Source organism: Mycobacterium sp. MUNTM1, assembly GCF_054660795.1.
This window is the reverse complement of sequence record NZ_BAAGDE010000044.1, coordinates 1-20,728: the sequence shown is the minus strand read 5'-3', so window position 1 is coordinate 20,728 and position 20,728 is coordinate 1. Positions and strand designations below refer to the sequence as shown.

The 20,728-nt window shown below is 68.3% G+C and carries 16 protein-coding genes; 10 read left to right on the top strand and 6 right to left on the bottom strand.

Annotated elements, in window-relative coordinates:
• The first annotated feature begins 205 nt into the window (after window positions 1–205).
• The 3 genes from ACYQ8K_RS21795 to ACYQ8K_RS21785 all read left to right on the top strand — a co-directional run bounded on the left by ACYQ8K_RS21795 (window position 206) and on the right by ACYQ8K_RS21785 (window position 4,380).
• Window positions 206–898 carry a cysteine peptidase family C39 domain-containing protein gene (locus ACYQ8K_RS21795; RefSeq protein ID WP_459972287.1) on the top strand — a complete coding sequence of 231 codons (693 nt, stop codon included), beginning with the start codon at window positions 206–208 and terminating at the stop codon, window positions 896–898.
• 251 nt (window positions 899–1,149) lie between these two features.
• The gene (locus ACYQ8K_RS21790; RefSeq protein WP_459972285.1) at window positions 1,150–2,331 is read left to right on the top strand and encodes a BTAD domain-containing putative transcriptional regulator; all 1,182 of its coding nucleotides are present in this window, start codon (window positions 1,150–1,152) and stop codon (window positions 2,329–2,331) included.
• Between the two features lie 174 nt (window positions 2,332–2,505).
• Window positions 2,506–4,380 (top strand): serine/threonine-protein kinase PknH/PknJ, encoded by a 1,875-nt coding sequence (locus ACYQ8K_RS21785; RefSeq protein WP_459972283.1) that lies wholly within the window; start codon window positions 2,506–2,508, stop codon window positions 4,378–4,380.
• 38 nt (window positions 4,381–4,418) lie between these two features.
• Here the strand turns inward: ACYQ8K_RS21785 and ACYQ8K_RS21780 are convergent, their stop codons facing one another.
• Window positions 4,419–4,994, bottom strand: a complete 576-nt coding sequence (locus ACYQ8K_RS21780) for a hypothetical protein (protein WP_459972282.1) — start codon at window positions 4,992–4,994, stop codon at window positions 4,419–4,421.
• 330 nt (window positions 4,995–5,324) lie between these two features.
• A complete protein-coding gene (locus tag ACYQ8K_RS21775; RefSeq protein ID WP_459972280.1) occupies window positions 5,325–6,446 on the bottom strand; it encodes an adenylate cyclase regulatory domain-containing protein in 1,122 nt (373 codons plus the stop codon).
• 40 nt (window positions 6,447–6,486) lie between these two features.
• Here ACYQ8K_RS21775 and ACYQ8K_RS21770 point away from each other — a divergent pair, with 40 nt between their 5' ends.
• Window positions 6,487–6,984, top strand: coding sequence for a DNA-deoxyinosine glycosylase (locus ACYQ8K_RS21770; protein WP_459972278.1), 498 nt, complete (start codon window positions 6,487–6,489; stop codon window positions 6,982–6,984).
• Here the strand turns inward: ACYQ8K_RS21770 and ACYQ8K_RS21765 are convergent.
• Entirely contained in the window at window positions 6,981–8,411 is a 1,431-nt protein-coding gene (locus ACYQ8K_RS21765) for an amidase (RefSeq protein ID WP_459972276.1), read from the bottom strand. The two genes, ACYQ8K_RS21770 and ACYQ8K_RS21765, sit on opposite strands and share 4 nt — an antisense overlap.
• Between ACYQ8K_RS21765 and ACYQ8K_RS21760 the strand changes: the two genes are divergently transcribed.
• Both ACYQ8K_RS21760 and ACYQ8K_RS21755 read left to right on the top strand, forming a co-directional pair.
• Complete coding sequence (locus tag ACYQ8K_RS21760; RefSeq protein WP_459972274.1) at window positions 8,410–8,844, top strand: HIT family protein; 435 nt, start codon at window positions 8,410–8,412, stop codon at window positions 8,842–8,844. The two genes, ACYQ8K_RS21765 and ACYQ8K_RS21760, sit on opposite strands and share 2 nt — an antisense overlap.
• Before the next feature lie 159 nt (window positions 8,845–9,003).
• Window positions 9,004–12,951 (top strand): diguanylate cyclase domain-containing protein, encoded by a 3,948-nt coding sequence (locus tag ACYQ8K_RS21755; protein WP_459972335.1) that lies wholly within the window; start codon window positions 9,004–9,006, stop codon window positions 12,949–12,951.
• On the opposite strand, the gene ACYQ8K_RS21750 is transcribed toward ACYQ8K_RS21755, so the two are convergent.
• The 3 genes from ACYQ8K_RS21750 to ACYQ8K_RS21740 are packed head-to-tail and all read right to left on the bottom strand — an operon-like array spanning window position 12,948 to window position 15,981.
• Window positions 12,948–13,979 carry an LLM class flavin-dependent oxidoreductase gene (locus ACYQ8K_RS21750; RefSeq protein ID WP_459972272.1) on the bottom strand — a complete coding sequence of 344 codons (1,032 nt, stop codon included), beginning with the start codon at window positions 13,977–13,979 and terminating at the stop codon, window positions 12,948–12,950. The two genes, ACYQ8K_RS21755 and ACYQ8K_RS21750, sit on opposite strands and share 4 nt — an antisense overlap.
• A gap of 47 nt (window positions 13,980–14,026) precedes the next feature.
• Window positions 14,027–15,157: an FAD-binding protein gene (locus ACYQ8K_RS21745; protein ID WP_459972270.1), complete on the bottom strand. Its 1,131-nt coding sequence runs from the start codon at window positions 15,155–15,157 to the stop codon at window positions 14,027–14,029.
• Entirely contained in the window at window positions 15,154–15,981 is an 828-nt protein-coding gene (locus tag ACYQ8K_RS21740; RefSeq protein ID WP_459972268.1) for a uracil-DNA glycosylase, read from the bottom strand. The genes ACYQ8K_RS21745 and ACYQ8K_RS21740 overlap by 4 nt, the downstream gene beginning before the upstream one ends.
• Window positions 15,982–16,042: 61 nt before the next feature.
• Here ACYQ8K_RS21740 and tap point away from each other — a divergent pair, with 61 nt between their 5' ends.
• From tap to ACYQ8K_RS21720, 4 genes are all read left to right on the top strand, one after another.
• Window positions 16,043–17,308, top strand: a complete 1,266-nt coding sequence (gene tap / locus ACYQ8K_RS21735) for a multidrug efflux MFS transporter Tap (protein ID WP_459972266.1) — start codon at window positions 16,043–16,045, stop codon at window positions 17,306–17,308.
• Window positions 17,305–18,672, top strand: coding sequence for an FAD-binding oxidoreductase (locus tag ACYQ8K_RS21730; protein WP_459972264.1), 1,368 nt, complete (start codon window positions 17,305–17,307; stop codon window positions 18,670–18,672). The genes tap and ACYQ8K_RS21730 overlap by 4 nt, the downstream gene beginning before the upstream one ends.
• 125 nt (window positions 18,673–18,797) lie before the next feature.
• Window positions 18,798–20,048: a cytochrome P450 gene (locus tag ACYQ8K_RS21725; RefSeq protein ID WP_459972262.1), complete on the top strand. Its 1,251-nt coding sequence runs from the start codon at window positions 18,798–18,800 to the stop codon at window positions 20,046–20,048.
• Complete coding sequence (locus ACYQ8K_RS21720) at window positions 20,048–20,629, top strand: TetR/AcrR family transcriptional regulator (RefSeq protein ID WP_459972260.1); 582 nt, start codon at window positions 20,048–20,050, stop codon at window positions 20,627–20,629. Before ACYQ8K_RS21725 ends, ACYQ8K_RS21720 begins: the two co-directional genes overlap by 1 nt.
• The last annotated feature ends 99 nt before the right edge of the window (window positions 20,630–20,728 follow it).

Sequence of the window (20,728 nt, the reverse complement as noted above, 5' to 3'; positions counted from 1 at the left end):
AACAAACAAATCTACCCCAAATTACCCCGTACCCCCCCCCACCCCCCAAAAAAACCAACTTGGGTTTATACGGTTAAACCATAAACCCCAACCGGCGCCTGGGGCCAATCGCCCCAGGCGGCTCCAAGAATTCGTCAAGAAGTCAAAAAGTCGGACATCCGAAGCTCTTCTCAACAGACCCGCGAGACACGAGAAGAGGCCCACCGTGAAGACCGCCAACATCGCCAAGACCCTCACCTTCGCGGTGGCCGCCGCCGCGGTCGCGCTCGGCCTGGCGGCCCCGGCCGGCGCCGCGGCTTCCCAGCTCACCTACGGCGACCCGATCGCCGCCGCCCAGTTCTGGCGCCAGCAGCAGTACGACGACTGCGTGCTCATGTCGAGCGCCGACGTGATCGGCGAGATCACCGGCATGCAGCCGTCGGAGCACGACATCATCGAGAAGGCCCAGTCGACGCCCAGCGTCGCCCACCCCGGCCCGATCTACACCAAGCCCGCCGCCGGCAGCAACCCGGAGTCGGGTCCGGGAGCAAACACCACGGACATCCCCGAATTGCTGGCGCAGTACAAGATCGGCGCCGTCGCCGGCGACAGGGACGACGCCGCGCAGACCGGCGCCCCGTCGGGAATGGTGGGGCTCGAGCGAGCACTGGCCGCCGGTCACAAGGTGATCGTCAGCCTCAACGCCGAACTCATCTGGCATCAGCCCGTCGAACAGAAAGACAAGAACGGCCGCGCCGAATCCAACCACGCCGTGGTGGTGACCGGTGTGGACACCGTCGCCGGCATGGTTCACCTCAACGACAGCGGCACCCCGGAGGGCCGTAACGAGCAGATACCCGTCCAGCTCTTCGTCGAGTCGTGGGACACCAGCAACGAGTTGATGGTCGTCACCACCTAGACCGACGGCGATTCGCCGCACGCGGCGCGCAACGCCTCCGGGCTTGCGCGCCGCGAGCTGGGTATTTCCCGACGATGCAATCCAATTCGTGCGGGGCATCTACTATCGCACTGGGTACGAACGCATTTCAGTTACCCGGTGGTCCAGGGCCGTGCCCTAGCGTGTTCGACGACATGCCGCCGGAGCTCGACGGTTTGGCGAGATCGTCAACGAATCCGCCCCGTTGGCGTCACAATCACAACTGTGACCTCATGGCATCCGACGCCGCGGACGCGGAAAGGCTGGTAGGCGCGATGGCGGACAAACGTCTCGAATTCGGTCTGCTCGGGCCGTTGGAGATGAGCGTTGACGGTGCCCTGGTGCCGCTCGGCACGCCCAAACAGCGGGCGGTGCTGGGCCTGCTCCTGATGAACCGCAACGGCCCGGTCAGCGTCGACCGGCTCATCACCGCGCTGTGGGACGAGTCGCCGCCGTCGGGGGCGCGGGCCAGCATTCACTCCTACGTGTCCAACCTGCGCAAGCTGCTCACCGGCGCCGGCGTGGACCCACGCACGGTACTGGTCGCGGCGCCGCCGGGGTATCGGCTCAACATCCCCGATGACAGTTGCGATCTCGGCCGGTTCATTTCCGAAAAGACCGCCGGCGTGCACGCGGCGGCGGCGGGTCGCTTCGAACAGGCCAGCCAGCACCTGTCCGCGGCCCTGGCCGAATGGCGCGGCCCGGTGCTGGAGGACCTGGTGGACTTCCGGTTCGTCAACGCCTTCGCCACGTCTCTCGTCGAGGAGAAGATCCTGGCCCACACAGCGCAGGCCGAGTCCGAAATCGCCTGCGGACGTGCGTTTACCGTGATCAGCGAGCTGGAAGCGCTGACGGCCGAACACCCTTACCGCGAGCAGCTGTGGGCGCAGTTGATGACCGCCTACTACCTCACCGACCGCCAGTCGGACGCGCTGGCGGCCTACCGCCGCGTGCAAAAATCGCTCGCCGATGACCTCGGAATCGACCCGGGGCAGAACCTTCGCGCCCTCAATGACCGCATCCTGCGCCAAGAACCGCTGGACGCCAAGAAGAACGCGATGACGACCGCGGCGGTCGCGATCACCGTGCTCGAGCAGTACCCGTCCGACAAGAAGGTGGCCGCCTATCTGCACGAGGTGACCGGGCGCAGCTATCCGCTGCAAGGCTCGACAACGATTGGGCGGCTTACCGACAACGACATCGTCCTCGACTCCCCCAAAGTCAGTCGCCACCATGCCGTCATCGTCGACACCGGAACCGGTTACATCATCGACGACCTACGGTCCTCGAACGGAGTGCACGTGCAGGGCCAACGCATCCGCTCTGCCGCCACCTTGCAGGACGGCGACCGCGTCCGGATCTGCGACCACGAATTCACCTTCCAGATCGCCGCCGGCAACGACGACGAGGGTTAGACCTCGGCGAGCCGACCCCGTGCTGACAGGCGCCGCAATTGTTCCCGTTATCGTGCGGTGGGACGCCTGCGCGCTTACCGTCATGATTGCTCAGTCACGGGTTGCAGTCGTGTGTCCGTCAACAAAGTCTTGAACGAGACGGGCAGGCTAGGGGTTGGGTTGGAAGGATGAGGAATGAGTGACGAGCAGTCCTCACGGGCGGGGTCGATGTTCGGCCCCTACCACCTGAAGCGGTTGCTGGGCCGCGGCGGGATGGGTGAGGTCTACGAGGCCGAACACACCGTCAAGGAGTGGACGGTCGCGGTCAAACTCCTCTCCGAAAGCTTCAGCCGGGATCCGGTGTTTCGCGAACGGTTGAAACGCGAAGCCCGCACCGCCGGTCGTCTGCAGGAACCGCATGTGGTGCCGGTGCACGACTACGGCGAAATCGACGGCCAGATGTTTCTGGAGATGCGCCTGGTCGAGGGCACCGACCTGGACAGCGTGCTCAAGCGTTTCGGCCCGCTGACCCCACCCCGCGCGGTCGCCATCATCACCCAGATCGCGTCCGCGCTCGACGCCGCCCACGCCGCCGGGGTGATGCACCGCGACATCAAACCGCAGAACATTCTCATCACCCGTGACGACTTCGCCTACCTGGTCGACTTCGGCATCGCCAGCGCCACCACCGACGAGAAACTCACCCAGCTCGGGACCGCGGTCGGCACGTGGAAATACATGGCGCCAGAACGGTTTTCCGATGCGGAGGTCACCTATCGCGCCGACATCTACGCGCTGGCCTGCGTGCTGTTCGAGTGCTTGACCGGATCCCCGCCCTATCGCGCCGACAGCGCCGGCGTGCTGGTCTCCGCGCACATGATGGATCCCATCCCCGCGCCCAGCGAGCAGCGCCCGGGCGTCCCCAGGGCCTTCGACGCGGTGATCGCCCGCGGCATGGCCAAAAAGCCCGAAGACCGCTACGCCAGCGCGGGCGACCTCGCCCTGGCCGCCAAGCAGGCGCTCAGCAACCCCGACCAGGACCGCGCCGCCACCATCTTGCGCCGCAGCCAGGAAGCCGCACTGCCCACCGTCGATCACCCCGGCGCTCAGGCCCACCCCGCTCCAGCGCCTCCGCCGGCGTACCAGCCCACGTTCAACACCCCGCCGCCGTCGCCATTCGACCCGCCGGCGGCCCCCAGTTCCGGCCCGATACCGGCGCAGGGCGCTCACGCGTGGACCCCCACCAGCGGTCCGATCCCGGCGGCCGGCCAGCCGGCGCCGCCGTATTACCAAGGTGGCAACGCGAACTGGGGCGGCCCGCCACAGTTCACCAGTTCATCACCCTGGGGTCAGCCTCCGCCCAAGCCGCACCGCAACATCTGGCCCATCATCGCCGCGGTCGCCGTAGTGCTCGTTCTCATCGCGAGCGGGGTGGGCATCTGGCTGGTCGTGCGACCCAAGCCGGAACCACCGCAGGCCGCCCCGCTGGGACCCGAACGCCTCAGCGGTCTGCTGCTCGGTCCGGCCGACATCAACGCAGTGATGGGCTCGTCGTCGATGCAGCCGGGCAAACCGATCACGTCGACGGACAGCTCCTCGGTGACGGTGTCCGCGCCGGATTGCCAGGGCGCGCTCTACACCACCCAGGATCCGGTCTACGCCGGCAGCGGCTACTCGGCGGTCAGCGGACTGGTGTCCTCGGAGGCCGGCGACAATTACGACCACTGGGTCAACCAGGCCGTCGTGCTCTTCCCGTCCGCCGACAGGGCCAAGAGCTTCGTGCAGGCCTCCGCGGAGAAGTGGAAGGGCTGCGCCGGCAAGACGGTGACCGTCACCAACAAGAGCAAGACCTATCGGTGGACGTTCGCCCAGCTTCAGGGCAGCCCGCCGAAGGTCACGATGATGGACACCCAGGAAGGCGCCGACGGCTGGGAATGCCAACGCGCGCTCAGCGTGGCCAACAACGTGGTCGTCGACATCAACGCGTGCGGGTACCACATCAGCGATCAGGGTGGCCAGATCGCCGACAAGATCGTCGCAAAGATCGACGGCGACAAGCCGGAAGGCTGACCGGCCGAACCGTTAAGGCCCGAACCGTTAAGGCCTTGTCACGACTGAAGATCGGGGCCCTGCGCGCGCAGGTCGTCCACCGCCGACATCGCGCCCCGTAACTTGGCCAGCCACTCCTCGGCGTGTTCGCCGACCAGCTTCACCGACCACGCCAGCGCGTCCGCGCGGGAACGGGCGACCCCGGCATCGACCAACGTATCCAGCACCTGACGTTCCGGTTGCTTCAGTCGCGTCATGACCGGTACGGCGATGTGGGTGAACAGGATTCGCTCGGTGCCCGCCGCGGAGCCGACCTCGACACCCCAGGACACCTTGCGTCCGTAGCGATCCTGCGCTTCGTCGGCGATGTGCATCCGCTCCGAGCGGGTGTCTTCGCGGAATCGCGAGGCCCGCCCGGCCGCGCGGGCCTCGCTGGCTTCGCCGTCCGCGTCCGGAAGCTTGCCGATCACGGTGATCTCTTCGCGGTCGACGACCACCGTCGGGTCGCCGTCGAACCAGTTCTCCGGAAGGCGACCCGCGAACCATTCCGCGGCGTCGCTGGCGTCGGGTTGCTGGGCCTGCTGCCAGCCCCCGGGGCGGCCGTAACGCCGCCCGTGTGTGTGATGCGCTTTCATGATTACATGATTACACCGTTGTACATGTAAAGGAATGCTCTTTCACCGGCAGCGAAACGGCCGACCGGCGCGGGGCAAACTTCCGCCGTCCCGGCCTCGGTGCCGCGGGCGGTCGAGGAACCCGGCCAACCGGGAAAACCCGTTGATCTGGGCAGTTCGTCGGCGTATTTTTGTTAGCGAAGCAGGCCCGGAAGCGACCAATTCGAAGTGCCGGAACACGGGGTAGGAATCCGGCCGCGTAGGACACGCATAAGACGGAGTCAGACGCCCCCTGGAGTCGCGCCGGGCCTGCCCATGTGCCGGGCCTTCTTCTCCCGGGCCGCGTGGCCGTCAGCCGCCGTCGCCGCGCCGAACGCGAAAGAGCTTCACCTCGCTCTTGATGCCCTTGAGACGACGTGCACCGGCGAACGATCCGGAGAACTCACCGCGGTCGCCGATGACGTCCCAGACCGAATCCGCAACCAGGACCGTGCCCGGGCGAGCCACATTGGTGACACGGCTTGCCACGTTGACCGGGCTGCCGAACCAATCACCGGCTCGGCTCACCGCCATCCCGGACGCCACCCCCGCCCGCAACCGGGGAAAGTCGTTGTCGGTGTCGACGACCTCGACGAGTTTGACGAGGACGTCGAGCAACGGCAGCGGATCGGGGCAGACGAACATCACCGCATCCCCGATGGTCTTGATGAATCGCACCGGGGGCACGGTCATGTCCCGGGCGAGGATGGCCAGCCGGTTGGCCAGGTGGCCCAGCTCCTCCGGTGACACCGCCTCGCCGATCTTGGTGAACCCGACCAGGTCCGCGAAGGCAACGGTGATCTGGCGCGCTCCCGGGAGCGGCTTGCCGGCGGCCCGCTCCGCGGCGTTGATCGCCTCGGTCTCCATCATGTGACGCAGCTGCATGAACAACATGTTCTCGATCATCGGGCCGAGCATGGGTGCGATCTGGCTCACCAAAGCCTTTGACGCCTGGGCGATTTCGAGCTCGGTGGCGCCCGGGCGCATGATCGCCGAAAGGGCCGTGTAGCGCATCACCTCGGCGGCCCGCGACAGCCCCTCGGCGAGCACCCGCACCACCAGGACCAGCTGTTCGGGATCGAGTCCCAGCTCCACGAACCGCTGCGTGAAGGCGGCCGCTTCGCCGTCGGCGCGCATGTGCACGACCGCGTCGGGGTCGTCCACGCGGACCAGACCGATCGCGCGCTGCACCTGCTGCAGCAGCCCCAGATCGATGCCGTAGGCCTCGCTGATCTCGCGGGTGGAGACGTAGCTGCCGTCGTCGCCGATGAGGTGGCGGGTGGCCAGCAGTAAGGGCGGATTGGTGGTGCGGATCTCCTCGGCGGTGACGCCCTGCTCGAGCAGCCACCTCACCAGCTCGGCGCGCTCCGTGCGCGCGCTCCCCTCGAGCCCCTCGAGCAGATCGTCGATGTCGTGGTCGGCCCCGTCCTGCACGTCGCCAACGTACAACGCGGGCAAGCCATGATGTGAGGTGATGAGCACACCGCTGCTGCGCGGATTCCCGCCCGTCGTCGATGAGCGCGCCAGGACGCTGATCCTCGGCTCGTTTCCCAGCGCACGGTCGCTGGCCGTCGGCCAGTACTACGCCAATCCGCGCAACGCGTTCTGGTCGATCACCGGTGAGCTGTTCGGCTTCGACGCGGCCGCGCCGTACGACGGACGGCTCGCGGCACTGCGGTCCCACGGCGTCGCCCTCTGGGACGTGCTGCAGGCATGCCGCCGGGTCGGTAGCTCCGATTCGGCGATTGAGCCGAATAGTCTGTCGGTCAACGATTTTGGTGAGTTATTCGAGCGCCACCCCACCATCACGGCGGTGTACTTCAACGGCGCCAAGGCCGCCGACCTGTTCCGCCGGCTTGCGTCGGCGCCCGAGCGGATGCGGTATCAACGATTGCCGTCGACCAGCCCGGCCCATGCGGTGCGCCCGGGCGCCAAGCTCGCGGCCTGGGCTGCGCTGCTGGATTTTGCTTAGGAGACCGGCGGCCGCCGCAGGGCCCACGGCCGGGCGGCTTCGATCTGCGCCGAGAGCGACAGCAGGGTCGCTTCGTCATAGGGCCTGCCGACGAGTTGGATCGACATCGGCAAGCGGTCCCCGTCGAAGTCCCAGGGAACCACCGCCGCGGGCTGACCGGTCAGGTTCCAGACCTGTTGGTAGGGAACGTATTGACCGACCCGCAGCAGCGTGGACACGGCGCCGCGGCGTTGATACGCGCCGATACGCGACGGTCCCGTTGCGGTGCCGGGGGTGACGACGACGTCGACGTCGTCGAAGATCGCCTGGATCCGCGAAATCACCGCACCCTCGTTGGCCCGGATGGCCTGCATCCGCCGGTCGGAGAAGAACGACCCCAGGCGGGCCATGTTGCGGGTGCGCGTTTCCAGGCGTTCCGGGTGGGCCAGGGCGTCCGCGTCGTCGCAGATGCCGCGCAAATAGCGGGGCAGGTAGTTCGTGAGTATCGCCGAGGCGGGATATTCGGGGTCGGCCGCGATGACGTCATGGCCGAGGTCGCGAAGCAACGCTCCCGCCTGGTCGACCGCCGCCAGCTCCGCCCTGCCGACCCTGACCGGGAGCGGGGTTGGGACCTTGGTGCTCAACGCGATTCGCAACCGGCCGGGGCTTCGTCCCGCCGCGATCGCGAACTCCCCTTCGGGGCCGGGCACCGTCGACGTCGCGTCCAGGAACACCGCGGCGTCCATCACCGTCCGCGCGATCGGGCCGTTGACGCTCAGCCCGTACCAGGCGTCGTCGTGCGGTTCCAGCGACACGCGATCGCGTTGCGGCTTCAGGCCGAACAGGCCACACCACGTCGCCGGGATGCGGATCGAGCCGCCACCGTCGGATCCCAGTGCCAGCGAAGCCAACCCGGCGGCGACCGCGGCGGCACTCCCGCCGCTGCTACCGCCGGGGGTTCGATTGGGATTCCACGGGTTACGGGTGGCTCCGAAGGTCATCGACTCGGTGTAGGGCAGCATCATCAGCTCGGGCACGTTGGTTTTGCCGATGATCACGGCGCCCGCGGCCCGCAACCGGCGCACCACCTCCGCGTCGGAGGTGACGGCGGGCCGGTGTCCCCCGCTGCCGAAAGTGGTCACCTCCCGGGCGACGTCGACATCGTCCTTGATCGCGATCGGCACGCCGAGCAGCGGCAGCCGTTCGCCCGCGTCCAGGCGCTCCTGCGCCACGGCGGCCTCGTAACGGGCTTGGTCGGCGAGTACCACCCGGTAGCACCGCAGCTGGCTGTCCAGCCGCGCGATCCGCTCCAGGTAGAGCTCGAGCAACTCCGGCGCGGTCAATTCACCGTTGGCCAGCATGCGCGCGTGTGCCGCCGCGCCGGCGAAGGCGAGATCGTTCACCGCGGCAGCGTATCTCGCCGCGGCAGCCAGTACCGTGGGCGACATGTCCTGCGTGTTCTGTGCGATCGTCGCCGGCGAGGCTCCGGCCATCCGGATCTACGAAGACGACGACTACCTGGCCATCCTCGACATCCGCCCGTTCACCCGCGGCCACACGTTGGTGCTGCCCAAACGGCACACCGTCGATCTCACCGACACCCCGCCGGAAACACTGGCCGGGATGGTCACCCTGGGCCAACGCATCGCCCGGGCCGCGCGCAGCACCGAATTGGCCGACGCGACGAACATCGCGGTCAATGACGGCAGCGCCGCTTTCCAGACCGTCTTCCACATCCACCTGCACGTTCTGCCCCGCCGCAATGGCGACAAGCTGTCGGTGGCCAAGGGGCTGTTGCTGCGCCGCGACCCCGACCGGGACGCCACCGGCCAGATTCTGCGCACGGCGCTGGCCCGCATCGATGCAACTCAGCCGGATTGAGCCGCCGGCCAGCTCACGGCCCGCGCCGGCACCAACCTGGCAAAAGCCCCACTTTGCGGACGTCAGCAGCGGTTTAATGCCCTGTAACTCGTGGTGAGGTCGTTCATTTCCTCACCACACAGCAGGGGAGCGGCTGGTGCGGTGTTGAAACGCTGGGCGGTGAATCCGTGGCGGCGGTTAGGGGTGTCCGCGCGCAGCGGCTGGCTGCTCGTCGGCGCGTACGGCGTCGCCGAGTTGCTGATCGTGGTGTCGAAGTTCTGGGGATCGCGTGGCCCCTACGGGACGCGGCCGATCAACGAGGTCGTCATCGCGGTGTGCCTTGCCAGTACGGCGGTGTGCGCCGGCGCAGCGGCCCGCCGCAGGGTCGGACGGCAGCGCTACGGCTGGCTGGCGCTGGTCACGGGCCTGCTCGGCTGGGCCGCGGGTGAGATCATCTGGGCGGTCTACGACGTGCGCCCCGAATTCGACCACGCCGCCAACCCGGCGGCGACCGAGATCGTGCTGCTGCTGTACCCGGTCGGCGCCATGGCCTCGTTGGTGCTGCTGTCCCGGCTCTCTAGCCTCGACAACTTCCGGCGCCTGGTGCTCGACGGCCTGATCGTGGCGACTTCGCTGTTCGTCATCTCCTGGGTGTTCGTGGTCGAAACTCAGCTGCGCGAGCACACCGGCGCCCGGCTGACGACGCTGGCGGAGGTCTTCAGCGACATCGTCCTGTTGACGACGGCGATCCTGATGATGTCGCGGGCGCGCCCCGGCGACCAGCCGAGCCGGATGCTGCTGGCCGGTGGGATCGGCACGATCAACTTTGCCGACCTGGTGCTGGTTTTCGACACCGGCATCGGCAGCTATCACACCGGCTACGTGGCCGACCTGGCCCGGGTGGCCGGGCTGGCGATGTTGGCGGTGGCCGCGGCGGCCAGCCGGCACGAACATCCCGCGCCGGCATCGCAGGCATTGCCGGACGAGATGGAGCTGCACACCCGCCTGTGGCTGCCGTACCTGCCGCTGACCACGGCGGCCGCGGTGGGATGGGCGCACGCCGCCGGCAATACGATGCACAAACCGCTGCTGGGCGCGCTGGGAATACTCGTGGCGGCCGTACTGGCCCGGCAATTCGTGGCCCTGGTGGAGAACCAGAATCTGCTGTCCGAAGTCGCGCAGGAGGCCTTCCGCGACCACCTGACCGGTCTGGCCAATCGGGCGCTCTTCCTGCATCGGTTGGAGCTGGCCGTCGCGCGCCGACACCCCGACGGCACACCGATCGCGGTGTTGTGCCTGGACCTCGACAATTTCAAAGCGGTCAACGATGCCCTGGGCCATCCGGCCGGCGACGAACTCCTGGTCCGGGTGGCCGGCCGGCTCACCGCCGCGCTGGGTGACGCGGGAACCATCGCCCGGCTGGGTGGCGACGAATTCGCGGCGGTCATCGAAACCTCCGTCGAAGAATCTCAGGCCGCCGCGCACCGCATCCTCGACGCCTTCACCGGACCCATCCTGATCGACGGCATTCCGATCACGGTGCGGCCGAGCATCGGATTCACCGTGGCCACCGGCTCGGCGAACTGCACCGTCGATCAGCTGCTGCGGCACGCCGACTTGGCCATGTACGCCGCCAAACGCGAAGGCGGCCAATGCATCCGCAGCTTCATGCCCGACCTGCCGCTGCCATATGCGTTTCCGGCGGCGCCGGGTGCGCACCGATCGCCGGTGGCCTCCCGCGTTATCGGAGGCGGCAACGGCGACACGCCGCGCGATTCCCGGCCGGCCACCGCCGAGGTCGCGACGGCGGAACCGAGTCCGCCCGAGGAGGCTCCCGACGACGTCCGCTGGCCGCCGCTGGACGTCCGGGCCGCAATCGCGCTGCTGGCAACCGGATTGGTCGCCTTCACCGTGTCCAGCATCGTACGTCCGAACGCCGGGCTCGGCATCGTCTCGGCCGCCGCGCTGTATACGGCGCTCACCGTGGTGGCGGCCGGACTGATTGCCCTTCGCGCATACCGTGTTTCGGCCGACCGGTTCGCCTGGGCGCTGATCGCCGCAGGCATGGCATCCTCGGCCGTGGGCGACGTCGTCTATGCCCTGTGGGTGCCCAACGGCCGATCCCCCTCGGTGGCCGATCCGGAATACCTGGCGTACTACTCCTTCGTCTATGCCGGGCTGGTGCTGCTGATGCGGGCACGGCTCAAGCGGCTGCCGATCCCGATCCAGCTCGACTCGTTCATCTGCTCGTTGACGTTGGCGGCGGTGGCCGCGGCGTTGACGGCCGGCCCGATCCGGGCGGCCGCGGTACACAGCCCGGCGACCGTATGGATTGGGTTGGCCTATCCGTGGAGTGATCTGGTGCTGCTGGCCCTGGCCGCCGGTATGCTGCCAATCCTTGGTTGGCGCAACGAAATTCGCTGGGCGCTGCTGGTGGCCGGATTGGTGTTGTTCGCGGTCGCGGACGCCGCTTATCTCTTTCAGACGTCCGCCGGCTTGTACCGGGCCGGCTCGGTGCTGGACGCGTGCTGGGCCGCGTCGTCGTTGCTCATCGCGATGGCGAGCTGGGCCAAATCGTCGTCGATCACGCCACCGCCCCGAAGCCGATACGGGCCCTACATCACTCCGGTGGCGTCCGCCGGCGTGGCGCTGGGCGTGATCGTCCTGGCCCATCATTCGCGACTCGCCGCGACGCTGGCGGCGTTGAGCCTGGTCGTGGCGACCGGTCGGTTCGCGCTGACCTTCCGCAACGCGAACCTGCTGGAGACGAACGACAGACTCGCCATGATCGACGAGTTGACGGCGCTGCCGAACCGGCGTTCACTGGCGACGGCCCTGACCGGGCTGCCCGTTTCGACACCATCGGGGGCCAGATCGATTCCGACCCGAGCACACGCGCGCCGCGCGCTGTTGTTGTTGAGCCTGAGCGATTTTCACGAGATCACCGACTCGATCGGCAGGCAGTTCGGTGACGAGCTGCTCTGCCACATCGCAAACCGGCTGGCCGGCTGCGTCCGTCGTGACGATCTGCTCGCACGGGTGGGCGAAGACCAATTCGCCGTGTTGCTGTCGGATGGGGCCAGCCTCACCGCGGCCAGCGCCTCGGCGGGCCGGCTGCTCGAAGCGCTCAGCGAGCCAATCGCTTTGGATCCGATCACGGTGCAGGTGGACGCCCGCATCGCCATCGCGCTCTGCCCAGACCATTGCGACTCCCCGCAGGACTTGTTAAGCCGCGCCGAAACCACCATGGCGCATGCCAAATCCGCCCGCAGCAAGATCGCGGTCTACGACTCCTCGTTCGAGGTTCATCGGGACAACGACCCGAGCCTCATCGAGGAGTTGCGCACGGCGTTGTTCGATACCGACGAGCTGAGGCTGCACTACCAGCCCAAGATCGACGGCCGCGACGGCAGCGTCCACAGTGTGGAGGCGGTGCTGCGCTGGCAGCACCCCACCCGCGGAACACTGCTGCCCGAGGAGTTTTTGTCCGTCGCCGAACGCGCCGGGCTGATGCGCAAGATCTCCAACCGCACGCTGTCCATGGCTCTGGCGCAGGTCCGCTCGTGGCGCGAAGAAGGCATCCCGCTGACCGTCGCGGTGAACCTGTCCACGACCAACCTGCTGGACATCGAACTCGTCGGCACCGTCGAGCGGCTTCTGGCCAACCACGATCTGCCCGCCGATGCGCTCATCCTCGAGATCACCGAGAGCGCGCTGGTGGATTCCGTGCGATCCCGCAACACCGTCGCCGCGCTGCAGGGCCTGGGAATCCGCATCTCGCTCGACGATTACGGCACCGGTTGGTCGTCATTGGCTCGACTGCAAGAGGTTTCGGTCGACGAGCTGAAACTCGACCGCATCTTCGTGTCGCGCCTGGCCCACGACGCCCGATCGGTCGCCATCGTGCGGTCGACGGTGGCGCTGGCGTCCAACCTGGGCGCCGATCTGGTCGCCGAGGGAGTCGAAAACGAGGCCACCCTGCACGCCCTGCGGCGGTATGGCTGCAACATCACCCAGGGCTTCGTGCACAGCCCGCCGCTGCCACCGGACGACCTGCGCGACTGGATGGCCCGCCATGCGCCGAATCCGCACGCCGACAGGTCTAGAGCGCGTTCGAACGAGGGCTAGAACAGCTCCTTGGCCAGTAGCTCCAGCGTCGCGACCCGTGCGGGCGCGCTGTCGGGATCGGTACCGCGGCGCGCCGAGGCCACCGGGTTCACCATGACCTCGTCGACGCCGAACCGGTCGGCCAGCGCCCGGATCTGGTCGGCGGCCTCGGCCGGTGCCCCCAACACGGCGCGTTGCAAGCCGCTTTCGACGATCCGCTGCTGCTGTCCGGTCAGGTCGGCGACCGCGGCCTCCTCGACCAGCGGCACCGGCCCCAGCGGCTGCCCGGTTCGGAGCCGGGCCATCATCTGCAGGTTAGGCAACATCAAAGCCGTTGCCTCTTCCCGTGTTTCGGCTACCGCCGCGTTCACTGTCAGAAAGGTCAGCGGCTCGGCCGTCAGCTCACTGGGCTTGAAGCGCGAGCGGTACACCTCGAGCGCCTCTTCGGTTCCGTTGCCGGAGAAGTGATGTGCGAACACGTAGGGCAGTCCCTTGGCCGCGGCCAGGTGCGCCGAGTACATCGACGAGCCCAGCAGCCACAGCCGCGGTTCACCGGCCGCGGCCGGGGTGGCCCGCAGGGTGTAGTCACCCGAGCGCAGCGGCACCCGCACACCGCGCGCGCTCATCAGCGCCGCCACGTCGTCGAGGTATTCGGGGAAGTTCTCGATGTCGCGATCGTCGCGGCCGCCGCGCAGCGCATACGACGTCACCGGATCCGATCCGGGCGCCCGGCCGATGCCGAGGTCGATCCGGCCCGGGGCGGCGGCTTCCAGCAGCGCGAACTGCTCGGCCACGGCCAGCGGGGCGTGATTGGGCAGCATCACGCCGCCCGACCCGAGCCGCAGCTGGGAGGTCTGCGCGGCCAGGTAGGCGAGCACCACCGGCGGACTGGTGGCACCCACCGACGGCATGTTGTGGTGCTCGGCGACCCAGTAGCGGGTGAAACCGAGCCGGTCCGCCGCCTGCGCGAGCTGCACGGTGGCCGCCAGGGCCCCACCGGTCGTCTGGTCGGTGCGCACCGGGATCAGGTCAAGGACGGAAAGACGCACGATCGCGTCAACGCGTGCGGGCCCGCAAACGTTCCCGCCGAACGGGCTCAGTAGTCCTTGAGCGTGATCGAGGCGACGATCCGGTCGAACACCTCTTGCGGTATCGGCGCACCGCCGGGAATGTTGTCCACCACCAGCCACTGGTTGCGCTTGACGTAGTCGCTGAACTCGCGGTGATAGTTTGCGAAGCCGGTCTCGTGGTCGACCGTCCCCTCCTGGGAGGCCGCCTTGAGCTCGCCGGCCAGGATGTAGGCGCCCAGCAGCGCGACGCTGGTGCCCTGACCCGACAGGGGTGAACAGCAGTACCCGGCGTCACCGACCAGCGCCACCCTCCCCCGCGACCAACGATCCATCTTGATCTGCGACATCTCGTCGAAGTAGAAGTCCGGTGCGGTCCTCATGTACTCCAGCAGCTGTGGGCGAATCCAGCCGTCGCCCGCCATCCGGCGCTCCAGCTCGGCCAATTGGGCCTCGGTGTCGCGGTAGTCGATCCGCAGATCGGTGTCCATGAAGCCGACCATGGCTCGGGCCTCGGTGTTGTTGCGCGCGCTGTAGACCCCCGCCATGCTGGCGTCCCCGTAGTGCCACATCTGCCAGTAGTCCAGGTCCAAGAAATTGGGCACCGTGAAGATCGCCGCGTGCGTGCCCAGCCTCTCGATGAAATCCTCTTCCGGCCCGAACACCAACCGCCGCACATTGGAGTGCAATCCGTCGGCGCCGATCACGAGATCAAAACTGCGCGGCGCGGCCCGCTCGAAGGTGACGTGGACCGCCGCGCCGTCGTCCTGCAGGGCGGTAATGGTGTCGTCGAAGAGGTACTCGGCCGTCCATTGGCTTGCGCCATAGAGCAATTCGACCAAGTCGTCGCGCAACAGCTCGATGTTGGGACTGTCGATGGGCCCCCCGGTCGGCGTCGACTCGGTGTCCCGCGACAATTCGTTGCCGTCACCGTCGACGACCGAGGACCCCTGGATTTGCGTCTTGCGCTTCTGGGCGGCGCCCAGCAGGCCCATCCGCTCGAGCACCGTCAACGCCGGTCCGCGCACGTCGATCGCCTGACCGCCCGGCCTCGGCCCCCGGTGGCGCTCCACGACGGTCACCGAAAAACCATGCCGCCCAAGCCAAAACGCGGTCGCCGCGCCCGCCACGCTGGCGCCCGATACCAGAACCTCGGTCACTTGATCCCTGCCAGTTCCTTTGCGTCGCGAAAGACGTCGTCGAGCATTGCTGGTGTCAACCTACCGGTGAACATGTTTTGCTGGCTCGGGTGGTAGCAGCCGAGCAATCGCACACCGGGCGCCAAATCGGCAACGACCCCGTGGCCGAACCGGGGCTTGCGCCCCGCGAAGGTGCCCGGCAGCCGCAGCGCGATCTGCCACCCGAACCCGCCCAGGGCCACGACCACGCGGACATCCTCGGACACCAACCGCCATTCGGCCTGCAGCCAGGGCCAGCAGGCGTCGCGCTCCTCGGTGGTCGGGGCGTTGGCGGGGGGCGCACACCGCACCGGCGCGACGATGCGAATCTTCTTGGTCTGCAACCCATCCGCGGCGTCGACACTGGTCGGCTGGTTCACCAGTCCGGCCCGGTACAACGCCGCGTACAACTGGTCGCCCGAGCGGTCGCCGGTGAACATCCGCCCGGTCCGGTTGGCGCCGTGCGCGGCGGGCGCCAGGCCGACGATCAACAGCCGCGGCCGCACCGACCCCCAGCTGGGCACCGGCCGCCCCCAATACGGTTGGTCGGCAAAGGCTCGGCGCTTGACCACGGCGACGTCCTCGCGCCAGCCGACCAATCGCGGGCAGGCCCGGCAGACGCTGACCAGCGCGTCGATTTCGGGGATCGAGCCGGCGCCTTGGGCGAGTTCGGCAACGGCGGCGGCATCCGTTGCCACCGGGGTCTGCAAAGTGGCCGGATCGCCCGGCCATCCTGCGCCGGCCCCGACCGGAGAGCCGAACATCTGGCCGGTGCGTGGGTGGGCGAGCACATGAACATCCTGCATGAGCCGAAGAATTCGGTCGCCGCAAATACAGCTTTGGCATACATTCAGCGGCGATATTCCAATGAAAAGCGGCGGTCCAGCGTTCCTGATCCTGTTCGCCACGCTGATGGCGACGGCGGGTAGCGGCATCTCGATAGTGGCGTTCCCGTGGTTGGCGTTGCAGCACCACAACAGCGCGCGCGATGCCTCGGCCGTGGCCCTGGCGATGACGCTGCCGTTGGTCGTGTCCACTCTCGTCGCCGGCGCCGCGGTCGACTTCTTCGGACGCCGCCGGGTGTCGCTGGTCTCCGATTCGCTGTCCGGGGCGGCGGTGACCGCCGTGCCGCTGATCGCGTGGTGGTTCGGCGCGGACGCCCTCAACCTGGCCGTGCTGGCCGTGCTGGCCTTGTTCGCGGCGGCATTCGACCCGGCCGGGGCGACGGCGCGCGAGTCGATGCTGCCCGAGGCGGCCGCCCGGGCGGGATGGTCGCTGGCCCGCACCAACAGCGTCTACGAGGCGATTCTCAACCTGGGGTTCATCGTCGGACCGGGCATCGGCGGCCTGATGATCGCCACGGTCGGCGGGATCGACACGATGTGGGTGACGGCGGGGTTGTTCGGGCTGTCGATCCTGACGATCGGGCCGCTGCGCCTCGCGGGCGCCGGCAAGCCCGGGCGCGAGACACGGCCCTCCGGCTGGATGTCCGGAATCGCCGAAGGGCTGCGCTTCGTCTGGAACTCGCGGGTGCTCAGGACGCTCGGGCTGATCGACCTGGCCGTCACCGCGCTCTACCTGCCGATGGAAAGCGTGCTGTTCCCGAAGTACTTCTCCGACCAGCACCAGCCCGCGCAACTGGGGTGGGCGCTGATGGCGATCGGGTTCGGCGGCGTGGCCGGAGCGCTCGGCTATGCCGTGCTGTCGAAACACCTGCGACGGCGCACAGCCGTGCTGACGGCCACCCTCACCTTCGGGGCGGCGACGGTGGGGCTCGCGTTCCTGCCGCCGTTGCCGGTGATCCTGGTGCTGTGCGCGGTCACCGGCGTGGTCTACGGACCGATCCAGCCGATCTACAACTTCATGATGCAGACCCGCGCCCCGCATCGGCTGCGCGGTCGAGTGGTCGGGGTGATGACCGGGTTGACCTACGCGGCGGGCCCGCTGGGCTTGCTGGTGGCCGGCCCGCTGACCGACGCGGCCGGGTTGAAGATCACGTTCCTGGCGCTGGCGGTGCCGATTCTGCTGATCGGCCTGGCCGCCTGCAGGCTGCCGTCGCTGCACGAACTGGACCGCGCGCCGGAGTTCGCGCAAGACCCGGGACAGGAAGGCGGGCTTAGTATCGGGCCGTGAGCTCTGACGCCCTGGCCAGCCTGATCGCCGACCTGCCCGACGGGATGGTCGTCACCGACCCGACGGTCACCGAGGGCTACCGCCAGGACCGCGCGTTCGACCCGTCGGCCGGCAAGCCGCTGGCCGTGGTGCGGCCGCGGCGCACCGAAGAGGTGCAGACCGTGCTGCGCTGGGCCGCCGCACACCGGGTCCCGGTCGTGACCCGCGGCGCCGGCAGCGGCCTGTCCGGCGGGGCGACCGCACTGGACAACGGCATCGTGCTGTCCACCGAGAAGATGCGCGACATCACCATCGACCCGGTGACCCGGACCGCCGTGTGCCAGCCGGGGCTGTTCAACGCCGAGGTGAAGAAGGCGGCCGCCGAACACGGCCTGTGGTATCCGCCGGACCCGTCGTCGTTCGAAATCTGCAGCATCGGCGGCAATATCGCCACCAATGCCGGCGGGCTGTGCTGCGTGAAGTACGGCGTCACCACCGATTACGTGCTGGGCATGCAGGTGGTGCTGGCCGACGGCACCGCGGTCCGGCTGGGCGGCCCGCGCCTCAAGGATGTCGCGGGGCTGTCGTTGACGAAGCTGTTCGTCGGCAGCGAGGGCACGCTGGGCGTCGTCACCGAGGTGACCCTGCGGCTGGTGCCCAAGCAGAACGCGTCCAGCATCGTGGTGGCCGCCTTCGCGACCGTCGAGGACGCGGTCGACGCGGTGCTCGGCGTCACCGCGCGGCTTCGTCCCTCGATGCTGGAGTTCATGGACTCGGTGGCGATCAACGCCGTCGAGGACACCCTGCGCATGGATCTCGACCGCGGGGCGGCCGCCATGCTGGTGGCCGGGTCCGACGAGCGCGGCCGCGCCGGCAGCGAGGACGCCGAGATCATGGCCGAGGTGTTCGCGGAACACGCTGCGACGGAGGTGTTCTCGACCGACGATCCCGACGAGGGCGAGGCGTTCGTGGTCGCCCGCCGGTTCTGCATCCCGGCCGTCGAAGCCAAGGGATCGTTACTGCTCGAAGACGTCGGGGTGCCGCTTCCGGCGCTGGGCGAGCTGGTCACCGGGATCGCGCACATCGCCACCGAGCGCGACCTGATGATCTCGGTGATCGCGCACGCCGGCGACGGCAACACCCACCCGCTGATCGTCTACGACCCCGCCGATGCCGACATGACCGAACGCGCCCACCTGGCGTTCGGCGAGATCATGGACCTGGCCGTCGGGTTGGGCGGCACGATCACCGGCGAGCACGGCGTCGGCCGACTGAAGCGGCCCTGGCTGGCCGGCTATCTGGGACCCGACGTGATGGACCTCAACCGGCGCATCAAGCAGGCGCTCGATCCGCAGGGCATCCTCAACCCCGGCTCGGGCATCTAGCCCTTTTCACCGAGCGTCACACCAGCGTGGCGTTCGCCGCCGAGCGTCACGCCAGCGTGGCACCCGAGAGAAGCGCGGTTGACATCGCGGTTGACATATTGTCGCCGCTGTCGTACGAATGAGACATGGCTGCAGTTATGTCTCACGGTGCGCCGGTCAAGTTTCAGCTGGCGACCGCCGACACCTGGCCGAACCCGTGGCCGATGTACCGCGCGTTGCGCGATCACGACCCGGTGCATCACGTCGTGCCGGCGAATCATCCCGAGGACGACTACTACGTGCTCTCCCGGCACGCCGACGTGTGGGCCGCCGCCCGCGATCACGAAACCTATTCGTCGGCACAGGGCTTGACCGTCAACTATGGCGACCTGGAAATGATTGGGCTGCAGGATAATCCACCGTTTGTGATGCAGGATCCTCCGGTGCACACGCAGTTCCGCAAGCTGGTGTCGCGCGGCTTCACGCCGCGGCAGGTGGAGGCGGTGGAACCCAAGGTCCGGGAGTTCGTCGTAGAGCGCATCGAGCGGTTGCGCTCGGCCGGGGGCGGCGACATCGTCGCGGAGCTGTTCAAGCCGCTGCCGTCGATGGTGGTGGCCCATTATCTCGGTGTGCCCGAGGAGGATTGGGCGCAATTCGACGGCTGGACCCAGGCGATCGTCGCGGCCAACACCGCCGAGGGCGGGGTCGCCGGCGCGCTGGAAACCGTCGGCGATGCCGTCGGGTCGATGATGGCCTACTTCACCGGGCTGATCGAACGGCGCCGGACCGAACCTGAGGACGACACCATCTCGCACCTGGTATCTGCCGGAATCGGCAGCGAGGGCGGGGCCGGCGGCATCGCCGGCACGCTGTCGATCCTGGCGTTCACGTTCACCATGGTCACCGGCGGCAACGACACCGTCACCGGCATGCTCGGCGGCTCGACGCCGTTGCTGCACCAACGGCCCGACCAACGTCAGCAGCTGGTGAACGACCCCGGTCGCATTCCCGACGCGGTCGAGGAGTTGCTGCGGATGACCTCACCGGTGCAGGGACTGGCCCGCACCACCACCCGCGACGTGACTGTCGGTGAGACCACCATCCCGGCCGGGCGCAGGGTGCTGCTGCTGTACGGTTCGGCCAACCGCGACGAGCGCCAATACGGTTCGGACGCAGGCGAACTCGATGTGACCCGCTGCCCCCGCAACATCCTGACGTTCAGCCACGGCGCGCACCACTGCCTGGGCGCGGCCGCCGCCCGGATGCAGTCTCGCGTCGCGCTGACCGAACTGCTGGCCCGCTGTCCGGACTTCGACGTGGACGAATCCGGAATCGTCTGGGCCGGCAGCAGTTACGTCCGGCGTCCGCTGTCGGTACCCATCCGGGTGAAATCCTGATGGCCGGCAACGACTGGCTGGGCACGCACCGGACCGAGGCGGCCGCCGACCGCATCCTCGACGCCGCCGAGCAGCTCTACACCGAGCGCGACTCGGAGTCGATCGGCATGAACGAAATCGCCCGGGCCGCAGGCTGTTCCCGCGCCACGCTGTACCGGTATTTCGAGAATCGCGAGGCGCTGCGAACCGCCTACATCCACCGCGAGACCCACCGGCTGGGCCGCGAGATCATCGCGCGCACCGGCGACATCGAGGACCCGCGCGAACGGCTGGTGGCGAGCATCCTGGTCACACTGGCGATGGTGCGCGAGAGCCCGGCGCTGGCATCCTGGTTCGCCACCACCCGCCCGCCGGTGGGTGGCGAATTGGCCGGGCAGTCCGATGTGATCGCGGCGCTGGCGGTGGCGTTCCTGCACTCGCTGGGTCCCGACGATCCCGCCGTCATCGAGCGCCGCGGCCGCTGGACGGTGCGGGTGATCGTCTCGCTGCTGACGCATCCGGGCCGCGACGAGGCCGAGGAGCGGGCGATGATCGAGGAATTCGTCGTCCCGATCGTGACGCCGGTCTCCGCCCGCGGCTAGCTGTCGTGACCTGACACGTTGTTGTCAGGCGGCGAGCCGGCTGATTGGTGGTCGTCCGCCCAATGCGGAGTGGCCTCGTCGAGTGTTGTAGCGGCGAAG